At 64.1% G+C, this 22,317-nt stretch carries 19 protein-coding genes and 1 tRNA gene; 9 read left to right on the top strand and 11 right to left on the bottom strand.

The window, feature by feature from the left end:
• Positions 1–45: 45 nt before the first annotated feature.
• Genes CI805_RS08180 through CI805_RS08160 form a run of 5 tightly spaced genes read right to left on the bottom strand, consistent with a single transcriptional unit; the run spans position 46 to position 6,959 of the window.
• Positions 46–267 (bottom strand): hypothetical protein, encoded by a 222-nt coding sequence (locus tag CI805_RS08180; RefSeq protein WP_260921722.1) that lies wholly within the window; start codon positions 265–267, stop codon positions 46–48.
• Entirely contained in the window at positions 267–2,078 is a 1,812-nt protein-coding gene (locus CI805_RS08175; RefSeq protein ID WP_260921720.1) for a translocation/assembly module TamB domain-containing protein, read from the bottom strand. Before CI805_RS08175 ends, CI805_RS08180 begins: the two co-directional genes overlap by 1 nt.
• The gene (locus tag CI805_RS08170; protein WP_260921718.1) at positions 2,036–3,334 is read right to left on the bottom strand and encodes a hypothetical protein; all 1,299 of its coding nucleotides are present in this window, start codon (positions 3,332–3,334) and stop codon (positions 2,036–2,038) included. The genes CI805_RS08175 and CI805_RS08170 overlap by 43 nt, the downstream gene beginning before the upstream one ends.
• Entirely contained in the window at positions 3,331–4,596 is a 1,266-nt protein-coding gene (locus tag CI805_RS08165) for a hypothetical protein (RefSeq protein WP_260921716.1), read from the bottom strand. The genes CI805_RS08170 and CI805_RS08165 overlap by 4 nt, the downstream gene beginning before the upstream one ends.
• A complete protein-coding gene (locus tag CI805_RS08160) occupies positions 4,596–6,959 on the bottom strand; it encodes an autotransporter assembly complex protein TamA (protein ID WP_260921715.1) in 2,364 nt (787 codons plus the stop codon). Before CI805_RS08160 ends, CI805_RS08165 begins: the two co-directional genes overlap by 1 nt.
• A 171-nt stretch (positions 6,960–7,130) precedes the next feature.
• On the opposite strand from CI805_RS08160, the gene CI805_RS08155 reads away from it, so the two are divergent.
• The 9 genes from CI805_RS08155 (at position 7,131) to CI805_RS08120 (ending at position 18,187) form a co-directional block, all read left to right on the top strand.
• Complete coding sequence (locus CI805_RS08155) at positions 7,131–8,180, top strand: YihY/virulence factor BrkB family protein (RefSeq protein ID WP_260927864.1); 1,050 nt, start codon at positions 7,131–7,133, stop codon at positions 8,178–8,180.
• A 70-nt stretch (positions 8,181–8,250) separates the two neighbouring features.
• Complete coding sequence (locus CI805_RS21090) at positions 8,251–8,601, top strand: hypothetical protein (RefSeq protein ID WP_409934881.1); 351 nt, start codon at positions 8,251–8,253, stop codon at positions 8,599–8,601.
• Complete coding sequence (gene ribB, locus CI805_RS08150) at positions 8,487–9,557, top strand: 3,4-dihydroxy-2-butanone-4-phosphate synthase (protein WP_409934880.1); 1,071 nt, start codon at positions 8,487–8,489, stop codon at positions 9,555–9,557. Before CI805_RS21090 ends, ribB begins: the two co-directional genes overlap by 115 nt.
• 5 nt (positions 9,558–9,562) lie before the next feature.
• Positions 9,563–9,985 carry a 6,7-dimethyl-8-ribityllumazine synthase gene (gene ribH, locus CI805_RS08145; protein WP_260921713.1) on the top strand — a complete coding sequence of 141 codons (423 nt, stop codon included), beginning with the start codon at positions 9,563–9,565 and terminating at the stop codon, positions 9,983–9,985.
• A 118-nt stretch (positions 9,986–10,103) separates the two neighbouring features.
• Positions 10,104–10,787, top strand: a complete 684-nt coding sequence (locus CI805_RS08140) for a response regulator transcription factor (protein ID WP_260921711.1) — start codon at positions 10,104–10,106, stop codon at positions 10,785–10,787.
• Between the two features lie 139 nt (positions 10,788–10,926).
• Complete coding sequence (locus CI805_RS08135; protein WP_260921709.1) at positions 10,927–12,255, top strand: sensor histidine kinase; 1,329 nt, start codon at positions 10,927–10,929, stop codon at positions 12,253–12,255.
• A 110-nt stretch (positions 12,256–12,365) separates the two neighbouring features.
• On the top strand, positions 12,366–15,611 hold the full coding sequence (locus tag CI805_RS08130) for an efflux RND transporter permease subunit (protein ID WP_260927862.1): 3,246 nt from the start codon (positions 12,366–12,368) through the stop codon (positions 15,609–15,611).
• Positions 15,604–16,767 carry an efflux RND transporter periplasmic adaptor subunit gene (locus CI805_RS08125; RefSeq protein ID WP_260921707.1) on the top strand — a complete coding sequence of 388 codons (1,164 nt, stop codon included), beginning with the start codon at positions 15,604–15,606 and terminating at the stop codon, positions 16,765–16,767. Before CI805_RS08130 ends, CI805_RS08125 begins: the two co-directional genes overlap by 8 nt.
• Positions 16,760–18,187 carry an efflux transporter outer membrane subunit gene (locus tag CI805_RS08120; RefSeq protein ID WP_260921705.1) on the top strand — a complete coding sequence of 476 codons (1,428 nt, stop codon included), beginning with the start codon at positions 16,760–16,762 and terminating at the stop codon, positions 18,185–18,187. The genes CI805_RS08125 and CI805_RS08120 overlap by 8 nt, the downstream gene beginning before the upstream one ends.
• Before the next feature lie 430 nt (positions 18,188–18,617).
• Here CI805_RS08120 and CI805_RS08115 read toward each other — a convergent pair.
• The 6 genes from CI805_RS08115 to fabF all read right to left on the bottom strand — a co-directional run bounded on the left by CI805_RS08115 (position 18,618) and on the right by fabF (position 22,277).
• A tRNA-Met gene (locus tag CI805_RS08115) sits at positions 18,618–18,694 on the bottom strand.
• Positions 18,695–18,802: 108 nt separating this feature from the next.
• Positions 18,803–19,360 (bottom strand): 2'-5' RNA ligase family protein, encoded by a 558-nt coding sequence (locus tag CI805_RS08110; protein WP_260921703.1) that lies wholly within the window; start codon positions 19,358–19,360, stop codon positions 18,803–18,805.
• A gap of 130 nt (positions 19,361–19,490) precedes the next feature.
• On the bottom strand, positions 19,491–19,772 hold the full coding sequence (locus CI805_RS08105; RefSeq protein WP_260921701.1) for a hypothetical protein: 282 nt from the start codon (positions 19,770–19,772) through the stop codon (positions 19,491–19,493).
• A complete protein-coding gene (locus CI805_RS08100; RefSeq protein WP_260921700.1) occupies positions 19,769–19,921 on the bottom strand; it encodes a hypothetical protein in 153 nt (50 codons plus the stop codon). Before CI805_RS08100 ends, CI805_RS08105 begins: the two co-directional genes overlap by 4 nt.
• Before the next feature lie 122 nt (positions 19,922–20,043).
• Positions 20,044–21,018: an endolytic transglycosylase MltG gene (gene mltG, locus CI805_RS08095; RefSeq protein WP_260921698.1), complete on the bottom strand. Its 975-nt coding sequence runs from the start codon at positions 21,016–21,018 to the stop codon at positions 20,044–20,046.
• Complete coding sequence (gene fabF / locus CI805_RS08090; protein WP_260921694.1) at positions 21,018–22,277, bottom strand: beta-ketoacyl-ACP synthase II; 1,260 nt, start codon at positions 22,275–22,277, stop codon at positions 21,018–21,020. The genes mltG and fabF overlap by 1 nt, the downstream gene beginning before the upstream one ends.
• Positions 22,278–22,317 lie beyond the last annotated feature (40 nt).

Here is a 22,317-nt window from a genome sequence, read left to right as displayed (position 1 = left end):
TCTCTTTGCCATCGGCGGGTAAAACAAAGGTTTAGGGAAACGCGTTCAGAGCTCCTCTCCGGAGGGCGCAGCTGACGGGCCATCCGTCGGCACCGCCCGCATTCCGGCATCGATCTGCGTGTCGATTTCCTTGGCGGTCTTGCCGATCGACTGCTGCGCCTCGGAATAGCGCTCATCGAATGTCGGCTCGCGGTGGCAGCCGCCGAGGCAGGCTGCCCCGGCGACCACTGCAAGCAAAGCGATCCGCTCCCGCCTTAGCCGACGCATCAGTAGTCCTTCTTGATCTTCACGCTGAAGCTGGTGGTGTTCGAACCACCCGCCTGGCTGATCACCGAAAGCCACTTGGTCAGGCTGATTTCCAGCTGCGTGGCAGTAAAGCCGCGCGCGTCGGTGATCAGTTCGACGTAGATGTCATCGGTGATGTACTGCCCCGCCGCCAGCGCCGTGCCGCGCCCGGTGGTCTCGTCAGGGCCGAGGATACGCAGGCGGTCGATGCCCGTCGCCGAACGCAGCTTGCCCAGCGGGTTGAGCCCGCCGCCCGAACCGCTCAGCGAATTGAGCGAGGCCGCCAGCTGCACGGCCTGCAACGCCGAGAGGTTGGACACCGAACTGCCGAACAGGATGCGCGAGACGATCTCGTCGTTGGGCAGGCTGGGCGAGGACGAGAAGGTGATCTGCGGGTCGTAGGCACGACCGGAAACGCTGACCGTCACGTCCACATCGTCGATAGCATCGGTCGCGGTGATCGCCACGCTCGGGTTGATCGGCGTCTCACCGGTGAACGAAACGCGCCCTTCGGAAAGCTCGAACGAGCGGCTGGCGAAGCCCAGCGTACCACGGATCAGGTTGATCTCGCCCGACAGGCGCGGATCGGCGCTGGTGCCCTGGATCGCCAGCTTCGCGCTCCATTCGGATTCAAGACCCATGCCCGAGACATAGAGCTTTTCGGGCGCGCGCAGCTTCAGGTCGAGGCGGATCAGCGAGAAGGCACTGGTGCCCGATGGCGCAGGCTCATCGCCGGTGATGCGCTTGGGCATGTTGTGCGGCTTGAAGCGAACGCCCGTCAGCGCCGGAACCTGCGCCGCGCCTTCGCGAACGATGGTATAGCGCGTTTCGGGCAGCGTGATCGTGCCCGAGAGCAGCGCGGGCTGCCCCACCTGCTTGGTCAGGTGCAGCGTGCCGTTGGCTGCCGCCGAGATGTTCTCGCTCTTGGCCAGCTGGGCGTTCTTCAGATCGACCGAGACGTCCATCGGATAGCCCTGCTCCGCCGAGAGCCCGACACGACCGCTGGCGCTGACGCTGCCGTCGCCTGCCTTGCCCGTCAGGCTGTCGAGCACGAACTGGCTGCCGTCGAAATGGCCGTCCATCGAGATATTGCTGAGACGCGTGCCGTAGGTCTGGTTCTCGTAGTTGACGCCGCGCGCCTTCACCACGCCGTTGACGCAAGGCGCCGCCAGCTTGCACGAGAAGTCCGCCGCAAGGCCGACCGGCCCTGTGAAGCGCTGGCCGGTAGCCCCTGCGAACGAGAACAGCGTGTCGCCGGGACCGTTGTAGCGGATACCGCCGCCGAGCTGCGCCTGCTTCATTTCGGCCACCCAGTCGCTGCCGCCCGGAATGGCGCTGAGCGTCGTCACCAGTCGCCCGATCACCGCGCCACGCTGGCGGATCACCGCGCGCACGTCCGCACCTGCGGTGGACAGCTTGCCGACAAAGTTTATGTCGACCGGCGTGCTGATCGTTGCCGAGGTGGTGCGGGTGAAATTGTTGATCGAAAGCTGCGCATCCACCTGCGGCATCGCGCCGGTTGTCACCTGCTCGTAGTCCACACTGCCGCTGGCCGTACCGCCGATGCCCATATCGGCGACAAAACCGTTGGCCAGCGCCATGTCGATCTTTTCGAGCCGCGCCTGCATCTTGATACCCGGCCCGTAGGAACCGCTGAGGCGCGCCGTGCCCTGATTGCCGAACGTCAGCGTGGTGGGCTGGAGTTCGTACCCCGCCTCGGTCGGCACGATGCGGGCGGGCGATGCGGTCTTCACATCCACCCGCGCACACGCCCGTCCAGTGCGACGCGCCACAGCTTCGGCTGCAATTCGGCATTGGCGGCAAGCCGGAACGGCACACCGCTGACGCCCTCGACCAGTGCCTTCGCGCGGCCAGTGCCGTTACGATAATCGACGATCACACGGGCGGCGGCGAGTTCGAGCGCACCAAATGTCGTGCCCGAAACCTGTGCGTCGGCCACGACCTGCGGCTGATCGGTCAGCACCGCGCGCCCGTCGATGATCGCCGAGCCGATGGTCAGCTGCGCCGGTCCCTTGAACACCGCATCCTTGGCGCGCAGGTTGAAGTCCACCGCCTGATACTTGCCTTCGGCGGAGAGTTTGAGCGCACCGCCGATGCCGTTGCCTTCCGCGGTCAGTTGCCCTGCGAACGGCCCGCTAGGCACCTGCTGGATACGGCCCGCGAAATCGACGCCCGACAGGTTCGCGCTGTTGATCTGTATGGCCAGCGCTTTGCCCATGCCGAGCGTCACGTCGGCCTTGAGCGGGCCGTAATCGGTGTCGCTGGTCATCGCCAGACGATACCCTTCACGAACGCCTGTTACGCGCGCATCGACATTGGCGAGGCCGACACCGAAGCCCGGATGCTCCGCCGTGACGTGCGCGTCGGGGTTCTGAATAGTGCCTTTCACGTTGACGCCGATGGCGCCGTAGCGGTCCGACGTGCCGCTGGCGACGAGCGCGATGCGTCCGCTCGGCGACCAGCTGCCATAGCCGCCACGCACCGCCAGATCCGGCGCGGCAAGGCGCAGGTCCGAGAAATGCACGACGCCGTCGGTGCCATACTTCACGTTGGACGAGGCCGCGAAATTACCGCCGAGATAGGTCTGGAGACTGTCGTTCAGCAGCTTGGTCGAGCGCGCCCGCACGGTGCCCTGCAAGGCGAAGGCACTGCCCTCGCTCTTGAGCTTCATGTCGGTGGTGATGTTGAAAATGCCGACGCTGTCGAGCCGGTAATTGTCGATCCGCCCGTCGATGGCGCCGGTGTAGAGCCCTTTCGCGGTATCGGCCACGACGATCACCTTGGCATCGATCCGGTCGGATTTCAGGCGCAGGTTGTCGGACAGCACACGACCGCCCTTCACGGCCAGATCGCCGTTCAGCCGCACGTTGGCAAGCGAACCGCCCGCAACACTGTCGAGGCCAGTGATGCGGCGCACACTGGCCGAAACCGGGATCAGGATGCGATCGGCATTGACCGTTGCGGCGCCCGAGGCATGGAGCCCTTCCAGCCCCATATCGTTCATCACCAGCCGCTGCGCATCGATCACATAGGCGACCTTGGGGTAGCGAACGCGCCGTCCAGCGTCAGGTTCGCGCGCATGCCCGCCCCGCTCAGGTTCGGGGCGATGGCCGTGGCCTTGCGCAGCACGAAGGCCAGCTTGAGATCGCCGAACGTGTTCTGCCCCAGATCGACGACACCGTTGGGCGTCAGCGAGAAGGCATCGCTGGAAATTAGGCCGGAGACCGTCGCACGGCGTTTCTCAAAGGCAGCGCTGAGATCGACGTCGGTAATCGGCCCCAGCAGCGCCGCGCTTGGCCCCGTGACGAGCTTCGCGATCTGCGTCGGCCCCTTGATGTGGAAGGTGCCATTACGCGCTTCCAGCGCGAGATCGGCTAGCTTGCCGCCGCCCAGTTGCCCGGTGAGATGACCGTTCCAGGTCGCCCAGTCACCCTTGCCGTCGATCCGCAGCGTCATCGGCTGCTTGAGCCCGCCCATCGTCGCGATCAGGCCGCCCGTGGGCGCCTCGACGTCGAGGCCGATGGCTAGGCGATTCTTGTCCGGTACGGCATCGAGGTTCAGGCGGAAGCGATCACCGCCCTCCTTCCCATCGACGGCAATCGTGCCGCCATCGGCATAGACCTGCGCCCGGCCATCCGAGATATGCGCGCGGCCATCGACCGTAACGATGCGCAGCTTGCCCGCGACCGGCGCCTCGGCGACGAAGCGGTCCACTTTCAGGCGCCCTACGTCGATATCGAGGTCGGGCAGCAACGGCGCGTTGGGATCGGTCGGCGTCTGCTTGAAATGCGGCGTGCGGCGCAGGACAACGCGCTGCGCCGTGGCGCTGCGCACGTTGACGTGGTTGTCGAGGTACTCGAACGGGCGCCAGTCGATATTGATCTCGGGCGCGAACAGGAACTCTCCCTGCGGATCGCGCACGGACAGATCGCGCAGTGTCATCTTCGAGTAGAGCGATCCGTCGATCCGACCCACGGTGATCCGCATGCCGTTGGCGAACTTCAACGCGCCGATCTGGTCGGCCACGAAGCGCCGCCCCGGCCCGGTGTTGATCCCGAAGACGATCAGCGCCGCCAGCGCGATCACGCCCAGGATCGCCGCGATCACCGTCTTGAGCAGGCGCATGCGAACGCGCTGCCAAACGGTGCGGCGGGGCGATGTCAGATCGTCTTCGCCCATCGTTTCAGATCCGGTCGCAGCGAACTGATCTTCAGGCCCATGATCCCCGGCCTCACGGGTGTTGTCCCCGTTCATCGATCCCGTGTCGTTCGTATCGTCCGTGCCCGCCATCAGAATGCCTGCCCGATCGAGACATAGATGTTGAGTCGTCCCTCACCCGGACGCCGGTCGATCGGTGTCGCCACATCGAGGCGGAACGGGCCAAAGTTGGTGTAGAAACGCCCGCCGATACCCACGCCATAGCGCAAATCGTTGAACTGCGGCGTGGTCTGCGCATAGGCCTGCCCGGCATCGACAAAGGCGACAACGCCGTAATTGCCGAAGCGATAGCGCGCCTCGACCGAGGCTTCGTTCAGGCTGCGCCCGCCGACCGGCTTGCCGTCCGGCGCCTGCTCGCCCAGCGACTGGTACGCATAACCGCGTACCGAGCCACCGCCACCGGCATAGAGCCTGCGCGAGGGCGCGATATCATAGAGCCCGGAGCCCTGGATCGTCGCCAGCCGCAGCCGGCCCGCCAGCACGAAGCTGTCACCGAAAGGCTGATAACCGGACACATCGAGCTGGCTGCGCACGTACGGATTGAAGCCGGAGCGCAGCGTCGTCTCGGGCTCTGCGAACAGGGTGACGCGATAGCCCTTGGTCGGGTTCATCAGGTTGTCGCTGGTATCGTAGCCGATCTGGCCGCTGACCCCGGCGACATAGAAGGTGTGCCGGTCGCGCGTCTGCGTCGAGGGCTCGTAATCGGTTTCCGCCGTGCCCAGAACCTCCACGCCATAGGCATAGGTGATCTTCTTCTGCCAGATATTCGTCGAATCCCGGCTGATCTTGGCGGCAATGCGCCCGGTATAGGCGCTGTAGGCGTCGTAATCGTTGTGGAAGGCTTCCGCGACCAGTTCGAACGTGCGATCCCGCTTGCCCGCGTTCGAGCGGCGGAAGGTCAGCCCTGCCCCCTGCTGCAACGTACCGGCCAGCACATGCGCGATCAGCGCGCCTTCGGGCGGGAAGATGTTGCGATGAGTCCAGGTCGCCTCGGCCGTTGCGCCCTCGCCCGTCGCATAGCCAAGCTGCGCGGCGATGGTATGCGAGGGACCTGCATCCTGCTTCACGTCCAGCGTGACGTATTCGGTGCCATCGGGCGCCTTCTCGCCGCTGTCCTTGGGTTCTACAGTCACGGTCGAGAACAGGCTGGTCGCCACCAGCGCCTTGCGAAGATCGTCCACCTTGCGGCTGTCGTACAGTTCACCGCGCTTGAAGCGCGAAAGCACCGCAACGTGCTTGGCATCGAAGGCCAGATCGCCCTCGGTGGTGAAGCCCCCGAAGCTGCCCCGCGCGCCGACATCGACCGGCAGCGTGTAATCGCCCTTGCCGGTATCCTCATCGAGCAGAATGTCGCGCTGGCCGACCTTGGCGAAAGGATAGCCGTTCTCGGGCAGGACCACGGCGATCTGCGCCTCGGCGCCCTGCACCCGGTCCGCCACGATCGGCTGCCCGACCTTGAGCGCGACGTTTTTTGCAATCAAATCCGCAGGGATCGTCGTCCCCGCCTGAACGTCGATCGAGGCAAAAGTGTATCGCGTGCCGGGCGTCACCGTGACGCTCGCCTTCAGCGGACCGCCGGCCTCATCTGCCGGGTCGATCCGGGTCCGCACCACCGGCGAATACCACCCCTGCGAGGCCAGGATGGTCTCCATCAGCTTGCTGTCCTCGGTCAGCCGCGCCGACAGCATCGCGAGGTTCGCCGCCTTGCCATGCCCCTTGTCGAGCGCCGAGAGCGACTTGAACTGGCTGGCCATGTTCGTGTCGGTCTCTTCATCGGCGTTTTCGAGGCCCTTGAGCACCGTGACATAACGCACTTCCGGCTGCTTGGCGTTCTCGTCCTTGGCCGTGAACTGAACCGGCGTCACCTCGAAGCTGTTCAGGGCCGGGAGCGGCTGCGACAGTTCGGGATCGCTGGAGGGATTGGCAGCGACATCCGCAGAGGTGCCCTGCGATGCGGAAGCATTCGCCGCTGCGGTCGCAGGAGAAGCTGCGGCAGCGGACTGCGCCTTGGCCGCCTGCCCATCCGCAGCCGGAGCCGCTTGCTCGCGCGCCATGCGGGACTCGAAATCGCCGATCGATTCCAGAGGCTTGTCCATCTCCGGATCGTCTTGCGGCGAAAGCGCGGGCACGGCGCCGTTGAATTCCTGATCGGTGATGACCGGATCGACCTTGGGCAGCGGCACGTCGGCTGGCGCTGCCGGAACCGGGACCTTGCCCGCCTCCAGCGAGACATCGGCATCCTGCGCCTGCGCCCCGTCCGGCGCGGCGTCAGGCGCGGCGCTCGGTGCCGAAGGCTGCTGCGCGGTATCGGCCTTGGCCGCATCGTCCTTTGCCGTATCCTGCGCAATGGCAGGGACGCTCGCCAGCGCCAGAACCGCGACGAGCGTCAACGATCCCGCCTGCACTCCGCGGGCCTGCGCAAAAGCCTTGCGCACTCTGCGCCGGGAACCAGCCGCCTGATGGTCCATTAGCCAAGACATGCGATATGTGACGAGTCATCCCCCTCATGAGATCGGACACCTGTCCATAACGGATAGTCCGAATCTTCCTGAATACGCCTATCGCATTGCAACACCGAAAGTTCCCGAAAGGCCAGCCCGCGCGTGATGAATCCGGCAACCGATCCACAACAACATCCCCCCGGCGCCTTTGCGCGGGCGCCCTGGCAGATGCCGCTCTCGGCCTGGCGCCGCGTGCTGAAGCGCGTATGGGTGATGATCGGCTTTCACGAACTGGCCCTGCTTTCGGCAGGCCTGGCCTTTTATACCTTCCTTGCCATCACCCCGCTGATCGCCGCGACGGTCATGACCTATGGCCTTATCGGCGATGTGCAGACGGTGCGCGGGCAGATGGAGGCGATCGTCAAGGTCGTGCCCGGCGACGTCGCCCGCCTGATCGAGGCGCAGCTCATGCAGATCGTCAGCACCAGCCACGGCGTGACCGGCTTCGCCCTGATCATCGCGCTTTTCTTCGCAATCTATGGCGGCATGCGCGCTGCCAACGGAATGATCAGCGCGCTCAACATCATCAATGAGGAGCGCGAGACCCGCAGCTTCATAGCGCTGTGGATGCGCGCGGCCTCGCTGACAGTCGCCGCCATCGGCCTTGCGCTGACGGGCGTTCTTTCGGGCGGCGTCTTTGCGTGGCTGCAAACACAGGCAATGTACTACCTCGGCGATTCCACCGCGCTGTTCTTCAAATGGCTCACCTGGGCGCTGGCGGTGACGCTGGGCTCCTGCGGCTTCGCTTTGATCATGCGCTATGGGCCGGATCGCCGCCCCGCCAAGTGGCGCTGGCTCGCCCCCGGCTCGCTGCTGGCGACGCTACTGTGGATTCTGGTCTCGTTCGGCTTCTCGCTCTACGTCGCCTATATCAGCAACTACAACGCCACGTACGGCTCGCTGTCGGCCATCGTCGTGTTCCTCATGTGGCTGTTCCTCAGCGCCTACGGCGTCCTGCTCGGCGCCCTGCTCAACGCCGAGATCGAACGCCAGACCTTCTGCGATTCGACCGCCGGACCCGACCGCCCCGCCGGGCAGCGCGGCGCCGTTCTGGCCGATGTGATCGACGACCGCATCCCGCGCCTGCGCGATCTTCAGGCCCGCAAACGCCGCCGCGCGGACGAGATTCGCCACGAGGCGGACGACGGCCTCTGACAATCTCCTTGCATCACGATGTGATATTCGCCACATGGAAATCACATCATAATGTGCGAATGAGATTTCAATGTCCGGCAACATCATCGATCAGGTCCGCCGCCTCGTCAGCGAAGGCGGCATGAGCAAGGCGGGCCTTGCGCGCGCCGCAGGCCTTCACGCCAACACCTTGCGCGATTGCGCCGAGGAAAGCTGGAATCCCACCGCCGATACGCTCGGCAAGCTGGAGCGCTTCCTCGCCTCGAACGACGACCGCCCGGTCCTCGTCCCATCGAGGAGATCATCGACGAGGCGCGCAATGGCCGCATGTTCATCCTCGTCGACGATGAAGACCGCGAGAACGAAGGCGACCTCATCATCCCCGCGCAAATGGCGACGCCCGCTGCGATCAACTTCATGGCCACGCACGGTCGCGGCCTGATCTGCCTTGCCCTCACCGGCCGCCGGATCGACGAGCTTGGCCTCGACCTGATGAGCCGCAACAACGGCACCCGTCATGAGACCGCCTTTACCGTCTCGATCGAGGCGCGCGAAGGCGTGACCACCGGTATCTCCGCCGCCGACCGCGCGCGCACCGTCTCGGTCGCCATCGACGGCACCAAGTCGCGCGAGGATATCGTGACGCCCGGCCACGTCTTCCCGCTGCGCGCCCGCGAGGGCGGCGTGCTGGTGCGTACCGGCCATACCGAGGCCGCCGTCGACATCTCGCGCCTCGCCGGGCTCAATCCGTCCGGCGTGATCTGCGAGATCATGAAGGACGACGGCACGATGGCGCGCATGGACGACCTGATGGCCTTTGCCCGCCTTCACGATCTCAAGATCGGCACGATCCGCGATCTCATCGCCTATCGCCGCCGCCACGACCGCCTGGTCGAAGCGCGGGGCGAGCGGACATTCCGCAGCCGTCATGGCGGCGAATGGGTGGCACGCACCTATCACAACCGCGCCACCGGCGACGAGACGCTGACGCTGATCAAGGGGCGCCTTGATCCCGACAAGCCCACCCTGGTGCGCATGCATGCGCTGTCCATGTATGCCGACGTTCTGGGCGAAAATGCTCCCAACCGCACCGGCCTGCTGCATCGCGCGATGGACATCATCGCCGAGGAAGGCCAAGGGGTGATCGTCCTCATCAACCGGATGGGGCAGACCGCATCGACGGCGGCGCCCGCGCCCGAAGCCGATGAACTGCGCGATTACGGGATCGGCGCCCAGATCCTGGCCGAACTGGGAATCCACGACATGATCCTGCTCAGCAATTCGCGCCATTCGCTGATCGCCCTGGAGGGCTACGGCCTTACCATCGCCGGTGAACGCCCCATTCCGCTGAACCCCACCCCTACCGCGTCGCTCGCCGACGTCGCCTACGGAGCATAAGATTCATGGCCCGCTTCCTCATCGTCGAAGCCCGCTTCTACGCCGCCCTCAACGACATGCTGGTGAACGGCGCCCGCGCCGCGCTCAAGGCTGCCGGTCACAAGGCGGACGTCATCACCGTACCGGGCGCGCTGGAAATTCCCGCCGCGATCTCGCTGGCGGATGCGACCGGCGACTATGACGGCTACGTCGCGATCGGCGTCGTCATCCGTGGCGAAACCTACCATTTCGAGATCGTCGCCGGAGAATCCGCGCGCGGCATCATGGCGATGACGATGGACGGCCTTGCCATCGGCAACGGCATCCTGACCGTCGAGAACGAAGCGCAGGCCATCGTCCGCGCCGACCCCGCCCAGAAGGACAAGGGCGGAGAGGCCGCCAAGGCTGCGCTGGCGCTCTACGAATTGCGCGAGAAGTTCGGCGCCTGATAGCCTGAACACCGAGAGAAAGCAGGGGAAGAGCCCGAGCGCATCCGGCTTCTTCCCCGTGGCATGTCCAGAAACGCAATCGCTTGGACAGTCGCGCCCGGCTTGCTAGGGCAGCGGCATGGCAAGGATACTGGTGATCGAGGATGACGAGGTTACAGCCCGCGTCATCGTCGAGGAATTGCAATCGCACGGACAGGAAGCCGAACACCGTGCGACCGGCGCCGAGGCCATCGCCCGTGCCGGGGAGGTCTCGTTCGACTGCCTTACCCTCGATCGCATGCTGCCCGACATGGACGGGCTTGAGGTTCTGGGCGAATTGCGGCGCCTTGGCGTTACCGCCCCCGTGCTGATGATCAGTGCGCTCAGCGATGTCGACGACCGGATCGCCGGTCTGCGCGCCGGTGGCGACGATTATCTGGTCAAGCCCTTTGCGCCGAGCGAAATGGCCGTCCGGGTGGAAGTCCTGCTGCGTCGCGCAAGCGCCGGCGGTGTCGACGAGCCGGTAATGTTGCAGGGCGGTGGGATCGTCTTCGATCTGGTACGCCGCAGCGTTACCATCAATGGCGAACCGGTAAAGCTGTTGCACATGGAATTGCGCCTTCTCGAATTCCTTATGCGAAATGCCGGAGAGGTCGTCAGCCGCCGCATCATCTTCGAAAAGGTCTGGGGGTATTTCTTCGATCCCGGCGCGAACCTCATCAATGTCCATATCGCTCGCCTGCGCCGCAAGCTGGACCAACCCGGCACCCCTTCCCCGATCGTGACGGTGAAAGGCGAAGGATACCGTTTCGATGCCGGATAGCAGCGTTTCGGACCGCCCCTCGGATATCGGCCCGAACACCGCCGAAACCCGAACGCCCGGCTTTGGACTGAGCGACATCGCACGCCCCTGGCGCCTGCGTTTCGCTGATATCCGCAACACCAGCACCTTTCGCCTGACCGTGGTACTGGGCGCCATCGCGATAGCGGGCGTGGCGCTGTTGATTCTCGTCATCTACCTGTTCAGCGCCGACCAGATAAACGCGCGCACGGACCGCATCCTCAAGCGCGAGGCGGTACGCATGCAGTCCATCCCATCTGAAGACGTGCCGCATGAAATCGACTCCTCACTCGCCCGCGATATCAGCGGACTGAACTATTACGCCTTGCTGGATTCATCCGGGCACCGAATTGCCGGAAACCTGACAGCGCGGGTCAGCGCCCTGAACCGTCATCCGCACGACCTGGCGGCCCAGCCCGGAATCCGCACCGCGATAAGGCTGCTTGCCGTACCTGTCGGCAAAGGGGACATGCTTCTGATCGGAAGGGATATCACGCTTGTGGTCGATCTGCGCCAGCGTGTGACCGTTATTTTCGTGGCCAGCGGCCTTGTCATCCTGTTGCTGATGCTGACGCTGGGAACCGCACTCAGCCTGGCGCCGCTTCGACGGGTAAGCCACTTGCAGAACGTCGCTCGCCGGATCGCCGCCGGCCGCTTCGACGAGCGCATGCCGCTGACCGGCCGCGACGATGAGTTCGACCAGTTCGCCCGCACCGTGAACGCCATGGTCGAGGAAGTGGCACAGGTGGTCAACCAGACAAAATCCGTGACTGACGCGATCGCCCATGACCTGCGCACCCCCTTTACGCGCGTACGCGGACGGCTTTCGCAGATCCGCACAAAAAACGAAGGGAATCCTACGCTCGTCAGCGCGCTCGACGCGGCGATCGGCGATCTGGATCACGCTCTTGGGCGCTTCGCAGGCCTGCTGCGCATCTCCGAAATCGAGGCCCGTACCCGGCGAGCCGGTTTCGCCCCTGTAGATGTGGGCGACTTGCTGGCGACGCTGATCGACCTTTATCGTCCCTTAGCCGAAGAGCGCACCCAGAACCTTACCTGCCATTCCGCCAGCGCCCTGTGTCTGTTTGCCGATGGCAGCCTGCTGTTCGAAGCGCTCAGCAACCTGCTCGACAATGCGATCAAGTATGCGCCGACAGCCGGGCATATCTCGATCTCTGCTTCACGGGATGTTCGCGGCGCCGTGCGCATCACGGTGGCCGACGACGGCCCCGGCATCGCCCCCGGAGAGCGAGCGACAGCCCTCCATCGCTTCGAGCGAGGCATCGTCGGCAGCGGCATTTCGGGATACGGCCTCGGCCTCAGCATAGTTGCTGCGATTGCTCACTTGCACCAGTTCGAGCTGGAGCTTCGAGATAACGAACCCGGTCTTGCAATCGCACTGGTGACACCACCGGATGCCGTAATCGCTCCGCTTCCAGGTGAATTTTAATTCACTAGCGCAAACTCGCACAGAGGCCGATCTCGCGACAGTTCGATGGTGCAGTGCGGCACGACATGACGCACCGCACTCTACCTGTTCTGCTTTGACCCGAGATGGCCATGCTCCAAATCGTCAAGATCGCACTCAGCAAGCCGCTGACATTCGTCGTCCTAGCTATTCTGATCCTGATCGGAGGTGTCACCGCCTGGCTTAAGACACCCACCGACATCTTCCCAGACATCAAGATCCCCGTGATCGCCGCCGTATGGTCCTATCGCGGCCTGCCGCCCGAGGACATGTCCGGCCGCGTGATTTACTATTACGAGCGTTCGCTGTCCTCGACTGTCAACGACATCGACCATATCGAGAGCCAGTCGCTGAACGGCATCGGTATCGTAAAGATCTTCTTCCGCCCCGGTGTCGACATCCGCACCGCCACCGCGCAGGTCACGTCGATCAGCCAGACCGTGCTCAAGCAGATGCCCCACGGCATCACGCCACCGCTGATCCTGAACTACAACGCCTCGACCGTGCCGATCCTGCAACTGGCGCTTTCATCCAACCATCTCTCGGAAAAGCAGCTGTTCGACAGCGGGCAGAACTTCATCCGCCCCGCGCTTGCCTCGGTGGAAGGAGCTGCCATTCCCTCGCCCTATGGCGGCCGTGAGCGCCAGATCCAGATCGACCTCGATCCCCAACTTCTGGCCGCGCACCACCTTTCGGCCACCGACGTCGGCGAGGCACTGGCCGCGCAGAACCAGATTACCCCCGCCGGCACAACCAAGATCGGCCGCTACGAATACGATGTCAGCCTGAACAACAGCCCCTCTGCGGTCGATGCCCTCAATTCGCTGCCGATCAAGACCGTGGACGGCGTGACCGTGCTGATGAGCGATGTCGCCCATGTGCGCGATGGTTCGCCGCCGCAGCGCAACGAAGTGCGTGTCGACGGCCACCGCTCGGTGCTGATGACCGTTCTCAAAGCGGGCTCGGCATCGACCCTGACGATCGTCGATCAGGTCAAGGCCATGCTCCCCAAGCTGCGGGAGACGCTGCCCAAGAATCTGAAGATCGTCACCCTGTCCGACCAGTCGCTGTTCGTGAAGGCCGCAGTGTCGGGCGTCATCCGCGAAGGTGTGATTGCCGCCGCACTCACCAGCCTGATGATCCTGCTGTTCCTCGGTTCCTGGCGCTCGACCGTAATTATCGCCGCATCAATTCCGTTGGCAATCCTGGCTGCGGTTGCCGGGCTCTCCATCACCGGCGAAACGCTGAACGTGATGACGCTGGGCGGCTTGGCGCTCGCGGTCGGCATCCTCGTCGACGATGCGACCGTCACCATCGAGAACATCAACTGGCACCTCGAACAGGGCAAGGGCGTGCGGGAGTCGATCCTCGATGGCGCTCGTCAGATCGTCGGCCCGGCGTTCGTCTCGCTGCTGTGCATCTGCATCGCCTTTGTGCCGATGTTCTTCCTGCCGGGTATCGCAGGCTATCTCTTTGCGCCCATGGCCAAGGCAGTGGTCTTTGCGATGATCGCCTCCTTTGTTCTCTCCCGCACGCTGGTGCCGACGATGGGCAACTTCCTGCTGCGTGCCCATGCCGGGCCGCACACCGCCGAGGTCATGGCCAGCCACAACGCAATGGCGGGACGCCCCGAGAGCCACAATCCGCTACGCCGCTTCCAACAGGGCTTCGAGAAGCGTTTTGAGGCCGTGCGCAGCTGGTATGTCGAATTGTTGACCTTCGTGCTTGAACGCCGACGCGTGTTTGTACCGGGGTTTCTTGCCGTGGTACTCGTCTCCTTCGCCCTCATCCCGATGCTGGGACGCGACTTCTTCCCCTCGATCGATGCCGGCCAGATCGACCTCCATGTACGCGCGCCCGTCGGCACCCGTCTTGAGGAAACTGCCGCGCTGTTCGATCATGTCGAGGCCCGCATTCGCAGCACCCTTCCGCTAGGGCAGATCGCCTCGATCGTCGATAACATCGGCCTGCCGGTCTCCGGCATCAACCGTGCCTATTCCAACGATGGCGGCGTCGGCCCGCAGGACGGCGACATTCTGGTGACGCTTTCCAAGGATCACGGACCCACCGCCGATTACGTGAAGCAGTTACGCAAGGTTCTGCCCGACACGTTCCCCGGCTCGACCTTCTCGTTCCTGCCGGCTGACATCATCAGCCAGATCCTGAATTTCGGCTCACCTGCGCCGATCGACGTCATGGTGACGGGGCCGAACACCACGGCCAACGAAGCCTACGCCCAGGAACTGGTGCGCAAGATCGGCCATGTCGCTGGCATCGCCGATGTTCGCCTGCAGCAGGCAGAGAACTATCCGGAGCTCAAGGTCAACGTGAACCGTGCCGAGGCTGATCGCGATGGAATCACCGAAGCGGACGTGACGAACAGCCTTTCGGTGGATCTCTCCGGTTCGTTCCAGGTCGCGCCCACCTTCTGGCTGAACCCGAAGAATGGTGTGTCCTATCCCATCGTCGTGCAGATGCCGGAATATCGTACCGACAGCATGTCTGCGATGGATTCGATCCCCGTGACAGGCAGCAAGGGCGCTTTCCAGACGCTGGGCGGGATCGGCCAGATCGTGCGCAAGCCTTCGCCTGCGGTGGTTTCGCACTATGCCGTGCAGCCCGCCTTCGATGTCTACGCCGCACCACAGGGCCGCGATCTTGGCGCGGTAGCTGCCGATATCGATACGATCCTGAAGGACACTCACGCCGATCTTCCGGCAGGTGCCAGCGTGCATCTACGCGGGCAGGTGGAAACGATGAACACCGCCTTCACCGGTCTGTTGCTGGGCCTCGCGGGTGCCATCGTGCTGATCTACCTGCTGATCGTCGTCAACTTCCAGAGCTGGGTGGACCCTGCGGTGATCGTCTCGGCACTGCCTGCGGCACTGGCCGGGATCGTGTGGATGCTGTTCGCCACGCACACCCCGCTCTCGGTGCCTGCTCTCACCGGCGCGATCATGTGCATGGGCGTGGCCACCGCAAACGCCGTGCTGGTAGTCAGCTTCGCCCGAGAGAAACTGCTCGAACTGGGCGACGCCACCAAGGCCGCGCTTGCGGCGGGTGCAACGCGCTTCCGCCCCGTCCTGATGACCGCGCTGGCGATGATCATCGGCATGGGGCCGATGGCCCTCGGCCTTGGCGATGGTGGTGAACAAAACGCTCCCCTCGGCCGTGCCGTGATCGGCGGCCTCATCTGCGCGACGATGGCGACCCTCGTCTTCGTGCCGGTGGTGTTCTCGATCGTCCATCGCAAGTACCGCCCGGCGCCTTCGCCCGACACCGTACCTGACCATTCCACCTCCTCCGATCTTCCCCAGGGAGACATCGCCCATGCATGAATCCACTCCCCAGCAGGACACCGCGCGCGCGCCGCGTGGCCTCAAGACCGCTGGCATCGTCGCCGTTCTCATCGCAGCTGGTGTCGTTGCGACCGGCGCCGTCAGCCGCATGAACCAGCACCATGCCGCCCAGCACTGGGCCGATGCGCGCACAGTGCAAAGCGTCCACCTCGTACCTGTCGGCGCCAACGCCAAAAGCCATTCGCTGTCGCTGCCGGGCACGATGGCAGCCTGGAACGAGGCCAAGCTGTATGCCCGCGTAAACGGCTATGTCGGCAGCTGGTCGAAGGACATCGGCGCGAACGTTGCTGCCGGAACCGCACTGGGCACGATCGACACGCCTGAACTGGATCAGCAGATCGCGCAGGCCCGCGCCCAGCTGGCACAGGCCAATGCTGATGCAGGTCTCGCCAAGACGACCGCAGCGCGCTGGAACGACCTGCTGTCTTCCAACTCGGTCTCACGTCAGGAAGCCGACGAAAAGAACAGCGATTCAGCAGCAAAAAGCGCCGGAGTTGCCGCAGCCAAAGCCGACCTCGACCGTCTGCTCGCCCTCAAGAGCTATACCGTCGTGCGTGCGCCTTTCGCAGGCGTCGTCTCGGCCCGCAATGCGGACATCGGGGATCTTGTCGGTCCAGGCGCCAGCAACCCGCAACCGATGTTCGAAGTGGCAGACCTACACAAGATCCGCCTTTACGTCGGCGTTCCTCAGGACTTCTCTGCCGCTATCCATGACGGTCTCACCGCCACGCTGACAACGCCAAGCTATCCTGGCCTGACGTTCGCCGCGCACGTCGTGGGCTCGGCCGGTGTCATCAACACCGGCAATGGTACGCTCAATGTCCAGCTTCTGGTCGATAACCCCGACGGTAAACTGAAGCCCGGCGGCTATGCCGAAGTCGATTTCGACCTGCCCGGTGACGTCCACACCGTGACCATCCCTTCAAGCGCACTGATCTTCCGTTCTGCCGGCACACAAGTGGCAACCGTCACGCCCGATCATCGCATTGCCCTGCACAACGTCACGCTCGGCCGCGATATGGGCAGCACCGTGGAAGTGATCTCCGGCGTGTCGCAAGGCATGCAGGTCGTCGATAATCCGGCGGATTCAATCACACAGGGCCAACAGGTCCAGGTGGAGAACGCGCATGGCTGACCGTTCCGCGGGATGGCGTGCCCTCACGCTGGCAGTGCTGGCCTCCACTGCACTGGCAGCCTGCTCGCAGGCCCCCGCCTATCATCCGCCGATCGTCACGGCACCTGCTGCCTACAAGGAGGCCGGGCCATGGCAGCCCGCCTCCCCCGCCTCCCCGGCTATCTCCGGCGCATGGTGGACAGTGTACGGCGATCAGACCCTGGATGGGCTGGAGACGAAGATCGGCAGTGACAACCCCACGTTGCAGGCGGCCTTGGGCCGTTATCAGGAAGCACAAGCCGATCTGAAGGAAGCGCACTCGGCGGCGTTGCCCCATATTGGGCTGGGCGCCGATCCGATGTATGATCGCCAGTCTGACAATCGTCCGCTGAGAGGCAGCACCCAGCCGGACACCTACTCCGACGACGCCTTGGGCGGTGCAGTAAGCTACGAGGTCGACCTGTGGGGGCGGGTCAGCAATTCCGTCGCCGCAGGACGCGCGGACGCGCAGGCCAGTGCCGATGACCTTGCCGCGATCCGTCTCAGCCTGGAGGCCGAGCTAGCGCATACATATGTGGAATTGCGCGGTGATGACCGGCAGATCGAACTGCTGCGTGAAACGGTCGATGATTACAGCCGCGCCGATGCGATGACCCGCCGCCGTTTCGCAGATGGCATCGCCAGCGGCATCGAGACAGGCCAGTCGGGCACACAGTTGCAGGAAGCTCGTGCGCAGCTCGCGGACCTCAACAATTCGCGCGCCCTGCTGGAACATGCGATAGCCAGCCTGATAGGCACACCTGCCAGTTCCTTCTCACTGGCCGCGTCCACCCAGATGCCCACCATACCGGACACGCCCGTTGGGGTGCCGTCCACGCTCCTGGAACGTCGCCCCGACGTTGCCGCTGCCGAGCGGCGCATGTTCGCGGCCAACCGGCGTATCGGCGTCGCCAAGGCCGCATTCTTCCCCCAACTGATGCTCGGCGGCGAAGGTGGGCTGGAGAACACCGGCATCGCCGGACTGCTGAGCGCATCCAACATCTTCTGGTCGCTGGGACCACGCGCCGTGCTTTCAGTCTTCGATGGCGGCAAGCGTCACGCCAAGGTCGAAGAGGCTCGCGCGCAGTGGACACAGGCAACGGCAGACTACCGCACTTGCGTTCTCGATGCCTTCCAGCAGGTCGAAGACAGCCTCTCGCGCCTGCATCACCTGGGCGATGAGACCAGGGCCGAAACTGCGGCACAGCAGCAGGCCGGGCAAACAGAACAGCTCAGCCTCAATCGCTATCGCAAAGGCGCCGAGGACTACCTTACTGTCGTCACCACACAAACGACTGCATTGCGGGTCCGGCGCGCAGTGATCGCACTCGACACACGCCGTGTCGAGGCCAGCATCGACCTTATCCGCGCACTCGGCGGCGGCTGGACACCTGCCGCCTGAAACAACCCCTGGCGCTCTCGCTCAACGGGCCGAAGAGGCAGACTGCGGGCGGTGACATCCGTTTCTCGCCCGCAACCGCCCCCAACATCTCGAAGAAAATGCAGATCATTGCGCCCTGCTTTTCAACACCACCCAGCGACCATCCAGCACTCGCTGGGCGTTTTCGCGCATTTGAGCGGGGCGGCGGCTACCATGAAGAGGAGGTGAAAGTATGCCCAGCATACGGCAGCCATACAGGAAGCAAGAGCCGATCCCGGCAGCTCGGCCTCCGTTGCTCAGCACTACCATTAGCTTTGCACTGCATGCAGGCAGAATGATGCGCCCTTGATGACTTCAGCAACCCGCAGGCTGAAAGAGCACTATCTTTCTAAACGCTCGCCCAAATAAGCCGAACGATTCCAACAATTTCAGAAAAACCGTTTGAAAACAGTGGTAGCGGAGGAGGGACTCGAACCCCCGACACGCGGATTATGATTCCGCTGCTCTAACCAGCTGAGCTACTCCGCCACATCGTGATCTTCAGCCAGTGAAGATGCGATCTGGTGCACCGTTGCTGCGGTGCAGGCCGCGTCCTCTAGGGGTGGGTCGCAAATTGGTCAACAGGGAAAATGACCTTCAGCGACGAAAAACAATCGTGCGCAACGGACGCCACAATCCCTCCTCCCAGGCATAGAGCCCGAAGCCCTGAAAGCGGAACAAACGTGGCCGGAAATTCGCGGCGAGTTCGCCCTGCAAGGCGCGCGCAAGACGCGTTTCAACCTTGTTCTGGATGGTAATATGCAACCGGAGAGGCTGTGCATCCTGACGCGAAAGCAGACCGTGCATTCGCTCGGCGATATCGGCGTGAAGATCCACCATCTCCGGCGAATTGACAGCAAAGGCGGTGCCGTTTTCGAGCTTCATCACCCCGCAGATCTCGGCATGGGGCGACGGCTTTGCAGCAAGGCCTGCCAGCACCTGCACCACTTCCGCCTCGACCGAGGGCGGCAGCGCGTGGAACAGCGTCACATGGGCGCGCAACCGGTTTCGCTCGGGCGGATAATGCTGCTGACGCAACTGGTCTGCCCAGCCCTGGACATCAGGCGGCAGTTCGGCAGTAACGAGCAAGGGCGCCCCGCGCCTACGCGAAGAGGCGAGCCCTTCGTCGGGGTGCGGAAGATTGGGATTACGCATCAAAGGCCCCGGACACACGCACAAGGATCATTCGGCGGATCGTGCCATGAGGTGCACGCGCTTTGCAACCGCCGGTGCCACAAGGCCCACTTTCCAGCGGGGCTGCGTATCAGCTACAAGCGCCTCTCGATCAATTGCAGCTGGCAGCTGCCTTGCGCGTCCGAAACGTCACCGTGGCCGTGTTGACACCGACCTTGCGCTCGATCTGCACGAACAGCAGCCTCACACCGCCCTTTTCATCGAAACCGAGCATCCGGGTATAGGGGAACTGGTCACGCGTATCCTTCGCAAGCACGAGCCTGTTTTCCCGCGCCTGCCGCGCATAGAAATCGACAATGGAATCGACCGAGCCACGCGTTGTGAAGCGATAACGATAGCCGCATTCCACCTTGAAGCTGCGGTCCGGCGTCACGTCGGCATCGGGCATGGGGTGCCGAGCGACGAGGAGGGCACAGCTTGCTGCGGCAATTGCTGCGCCTGCTGCGGCGTTTCCGCCGACGCCGCAGCGAGCGGCGTCAGAATCATCAGTGGAGCCAGAACCGGCGCCAGAACGTATCGCATGACCTCTCCAGAAAGACTGTCCGTGCCGCCCGCATGGGCCAACCAAGCGACTAGGAACGCCGGGCTGAACGGTGGATGACTCCCCTACTCGCGCCCGGCTCCACGCACCCGCGCCCTGTCGCTCACATATCGCCCCGCGCGCGGCGAATGGCGAACCACTTGGCCACGTTGCGGTTATGCTCGGCCAGCGTATCGGCGAAGACATGACCGCCGGTGCCATCTGCCACCATATAGAGCGCCTTAGTCGCCGCCGGGTGCAGCACCGCCTCGATCGAGGCGCGGCCCGGATTGGTGATGGGGTGCAGCGGCAGGCCTACGCGAGTATAGGTGTTGTAGTCGTTGACCGCCTGAATTTCCGATTGCTTGATCCGGCGCCCCAGCGGTTTGCCCCTGGTGATCGGGTAGATGATTGTCGGATCGGCCTGAAGCAGCATGCCGGTGCGCAGGCGGTTGGAATAGAGCCCGGCCACCATCGCACGCTCGGAGGGCTTGCCGGTTTCCTTCTCGACGATGGACGCCAGGATCACGGCCTGCTCGGGCGTCTTGACCACGAGGTTGGCGCCGCGCTTCGCCCAAAGTTCCTCGACCGTGCGGGCCATGCCCGCCTGCATGCGACGCAGCACCGATTCGCGGGTTTCGCCCTTGTCTATCAGATAGGTGTCGGGAAGGACCGAGCCCTCTTCAGGCACGGCGAGATTGCCGGTCAGCTGCTTGTTCGCTTCCAGCCGGTCATAGACCATGATCGAGGGCATCCCCTCGGGAATGGTCACGAAGCGCTGGACCATGTCATCGCTGGTGATGATCGCCAGCACCCGTGCGGCGCTGGCGTGAGCGGGGATCGCGAACTCGCCCGCCTTGATCGCCCCGCCGCCGCCAAACACGCGGGCCCGCAGGGTGAAGCCGGTCGCCGAGCCGATCAGGCCCTTTTCCTGCAACCGCGCAGCGACAGTTGGCAGCGTGGCGCCGCTGGGCACCAGAAAGGTCGCATCCTTCTTCAAAGGACCCGAACCGTACCAGCCACCCAGCAGCCAGACTATTCCTGCAAGAGCGCCAACGGCAAGCGCCGCAGTTCCGACGCAGCCGCGACGCGACAGCATCAGTCGATCTTGCGCATCACCAGGCTGGCGTTGGTCCCGCCAAACCCGAAGCTGTTGTTGAGCACGGCGCGCACTTCGCGCTTCTTGGCAACGTGCGGCACCAGATCGACGCCCTCGCAGCCCTCGTCAGGCGTATCGAGGTTCAGCGTGGGCGGCACGATCTGGTCGCGCAGCGCCAGGATGCAGAAGATCGATTCGACCGCACCGGCACCACCCAGCAAGTGGCCGATGGCCGACTTGGTCGAGCTCATCGAAACCTTGCCAATGTCATCGCCGAACAGACGGCGCACCGCGCCCAGTTCGATCGTGTCGGCCATGGTCGAGGTGCCGTGGGCGTTGATGTAGTCGATGTCGGCAGGCGTCATGCCAGCCTTCTTCAGCGCCATGGCCATCGAGCGGTAGGCGCCGTCGCCATCGGGATGCGGGGCGGTGACGTGATAGGCATCGCCCGAGAGGCCATAGCCGATCACTTCGCAGTAGATCTTCGCGCCGCGCGCCTTGGCGTGCTCGTACTCTTCGAGCACCAGAACACCGGCGCCCTCGCCCATGACGAAGCCGTCACGGTCCTTGTCGTAGGGGCGGCTCGCCGCCTCGGGGCGATCGTTGAAGCTGGTATTGAGCGCGCGGGCCTGCGCGAAACCGGCAATGCCGATCGGGCACACGGTCGATTCGGCGCCGCCTGCCAGCATGATGTCGGCATCGCCGTCCTTGATCATGCGGGCCGCGTCACCGATCGAGTGCGCGCCGGTCGAGCATGCGGTGACGACCGCGTGGTTCGGCCCCTTGAGGCCGTACTTGATCGAGACCTGACCCGAGATCAGGTTGATGAGGCGCCCGTGCACGAAGTGCGGCGAGACGCGGCCGGGGCCCTTCTGGTCGAGCACCAGCGATTCGCTTTCAATGCCCGGCAGACCGCCGATGCCCGAACCAATCGAGCAACCGGCCATGAGCTTATCTTCCTCGCTCATGTCGGTGAGACCGGCGTCTTCGAGCGCCTGGCCCGCGGCATCGATGCCGAACACGATGAACGGATCGACCTGGCGCTGGATCTTGTGATCGACGCGCTTGTTCGCGTCGAAGCCATACTCGTGATCGGCAGGCTTCACTTCGCAGGCGATCGTGCACTTCTGCCCGGCCGTGTCGAACTTGGTGATCGTGCCTGCGCCAGACTTGCTGGCAAGGATGTTGGCCCAGGTGGTCTCGACGTCAGCTCCCAGCGGGGTGACAAGACCAAGTCCGGTTACGACGACGCGACGCATTCACGCTCTCCAATTGGCGGCCTCCAATTGTGGCGGCAGG

Source organism: Novosphingobium sp. 9, from assembly GCF_025340265.1.
GTDB lineage: Bacteria > Pseudomonadota > Alphaproteobacteria > Sphingomonadales > Sphingomonadaceae > Novosphingobium.
This window is presented reverse-complemented; position numbering and strand designations above follow the sequence as displayed.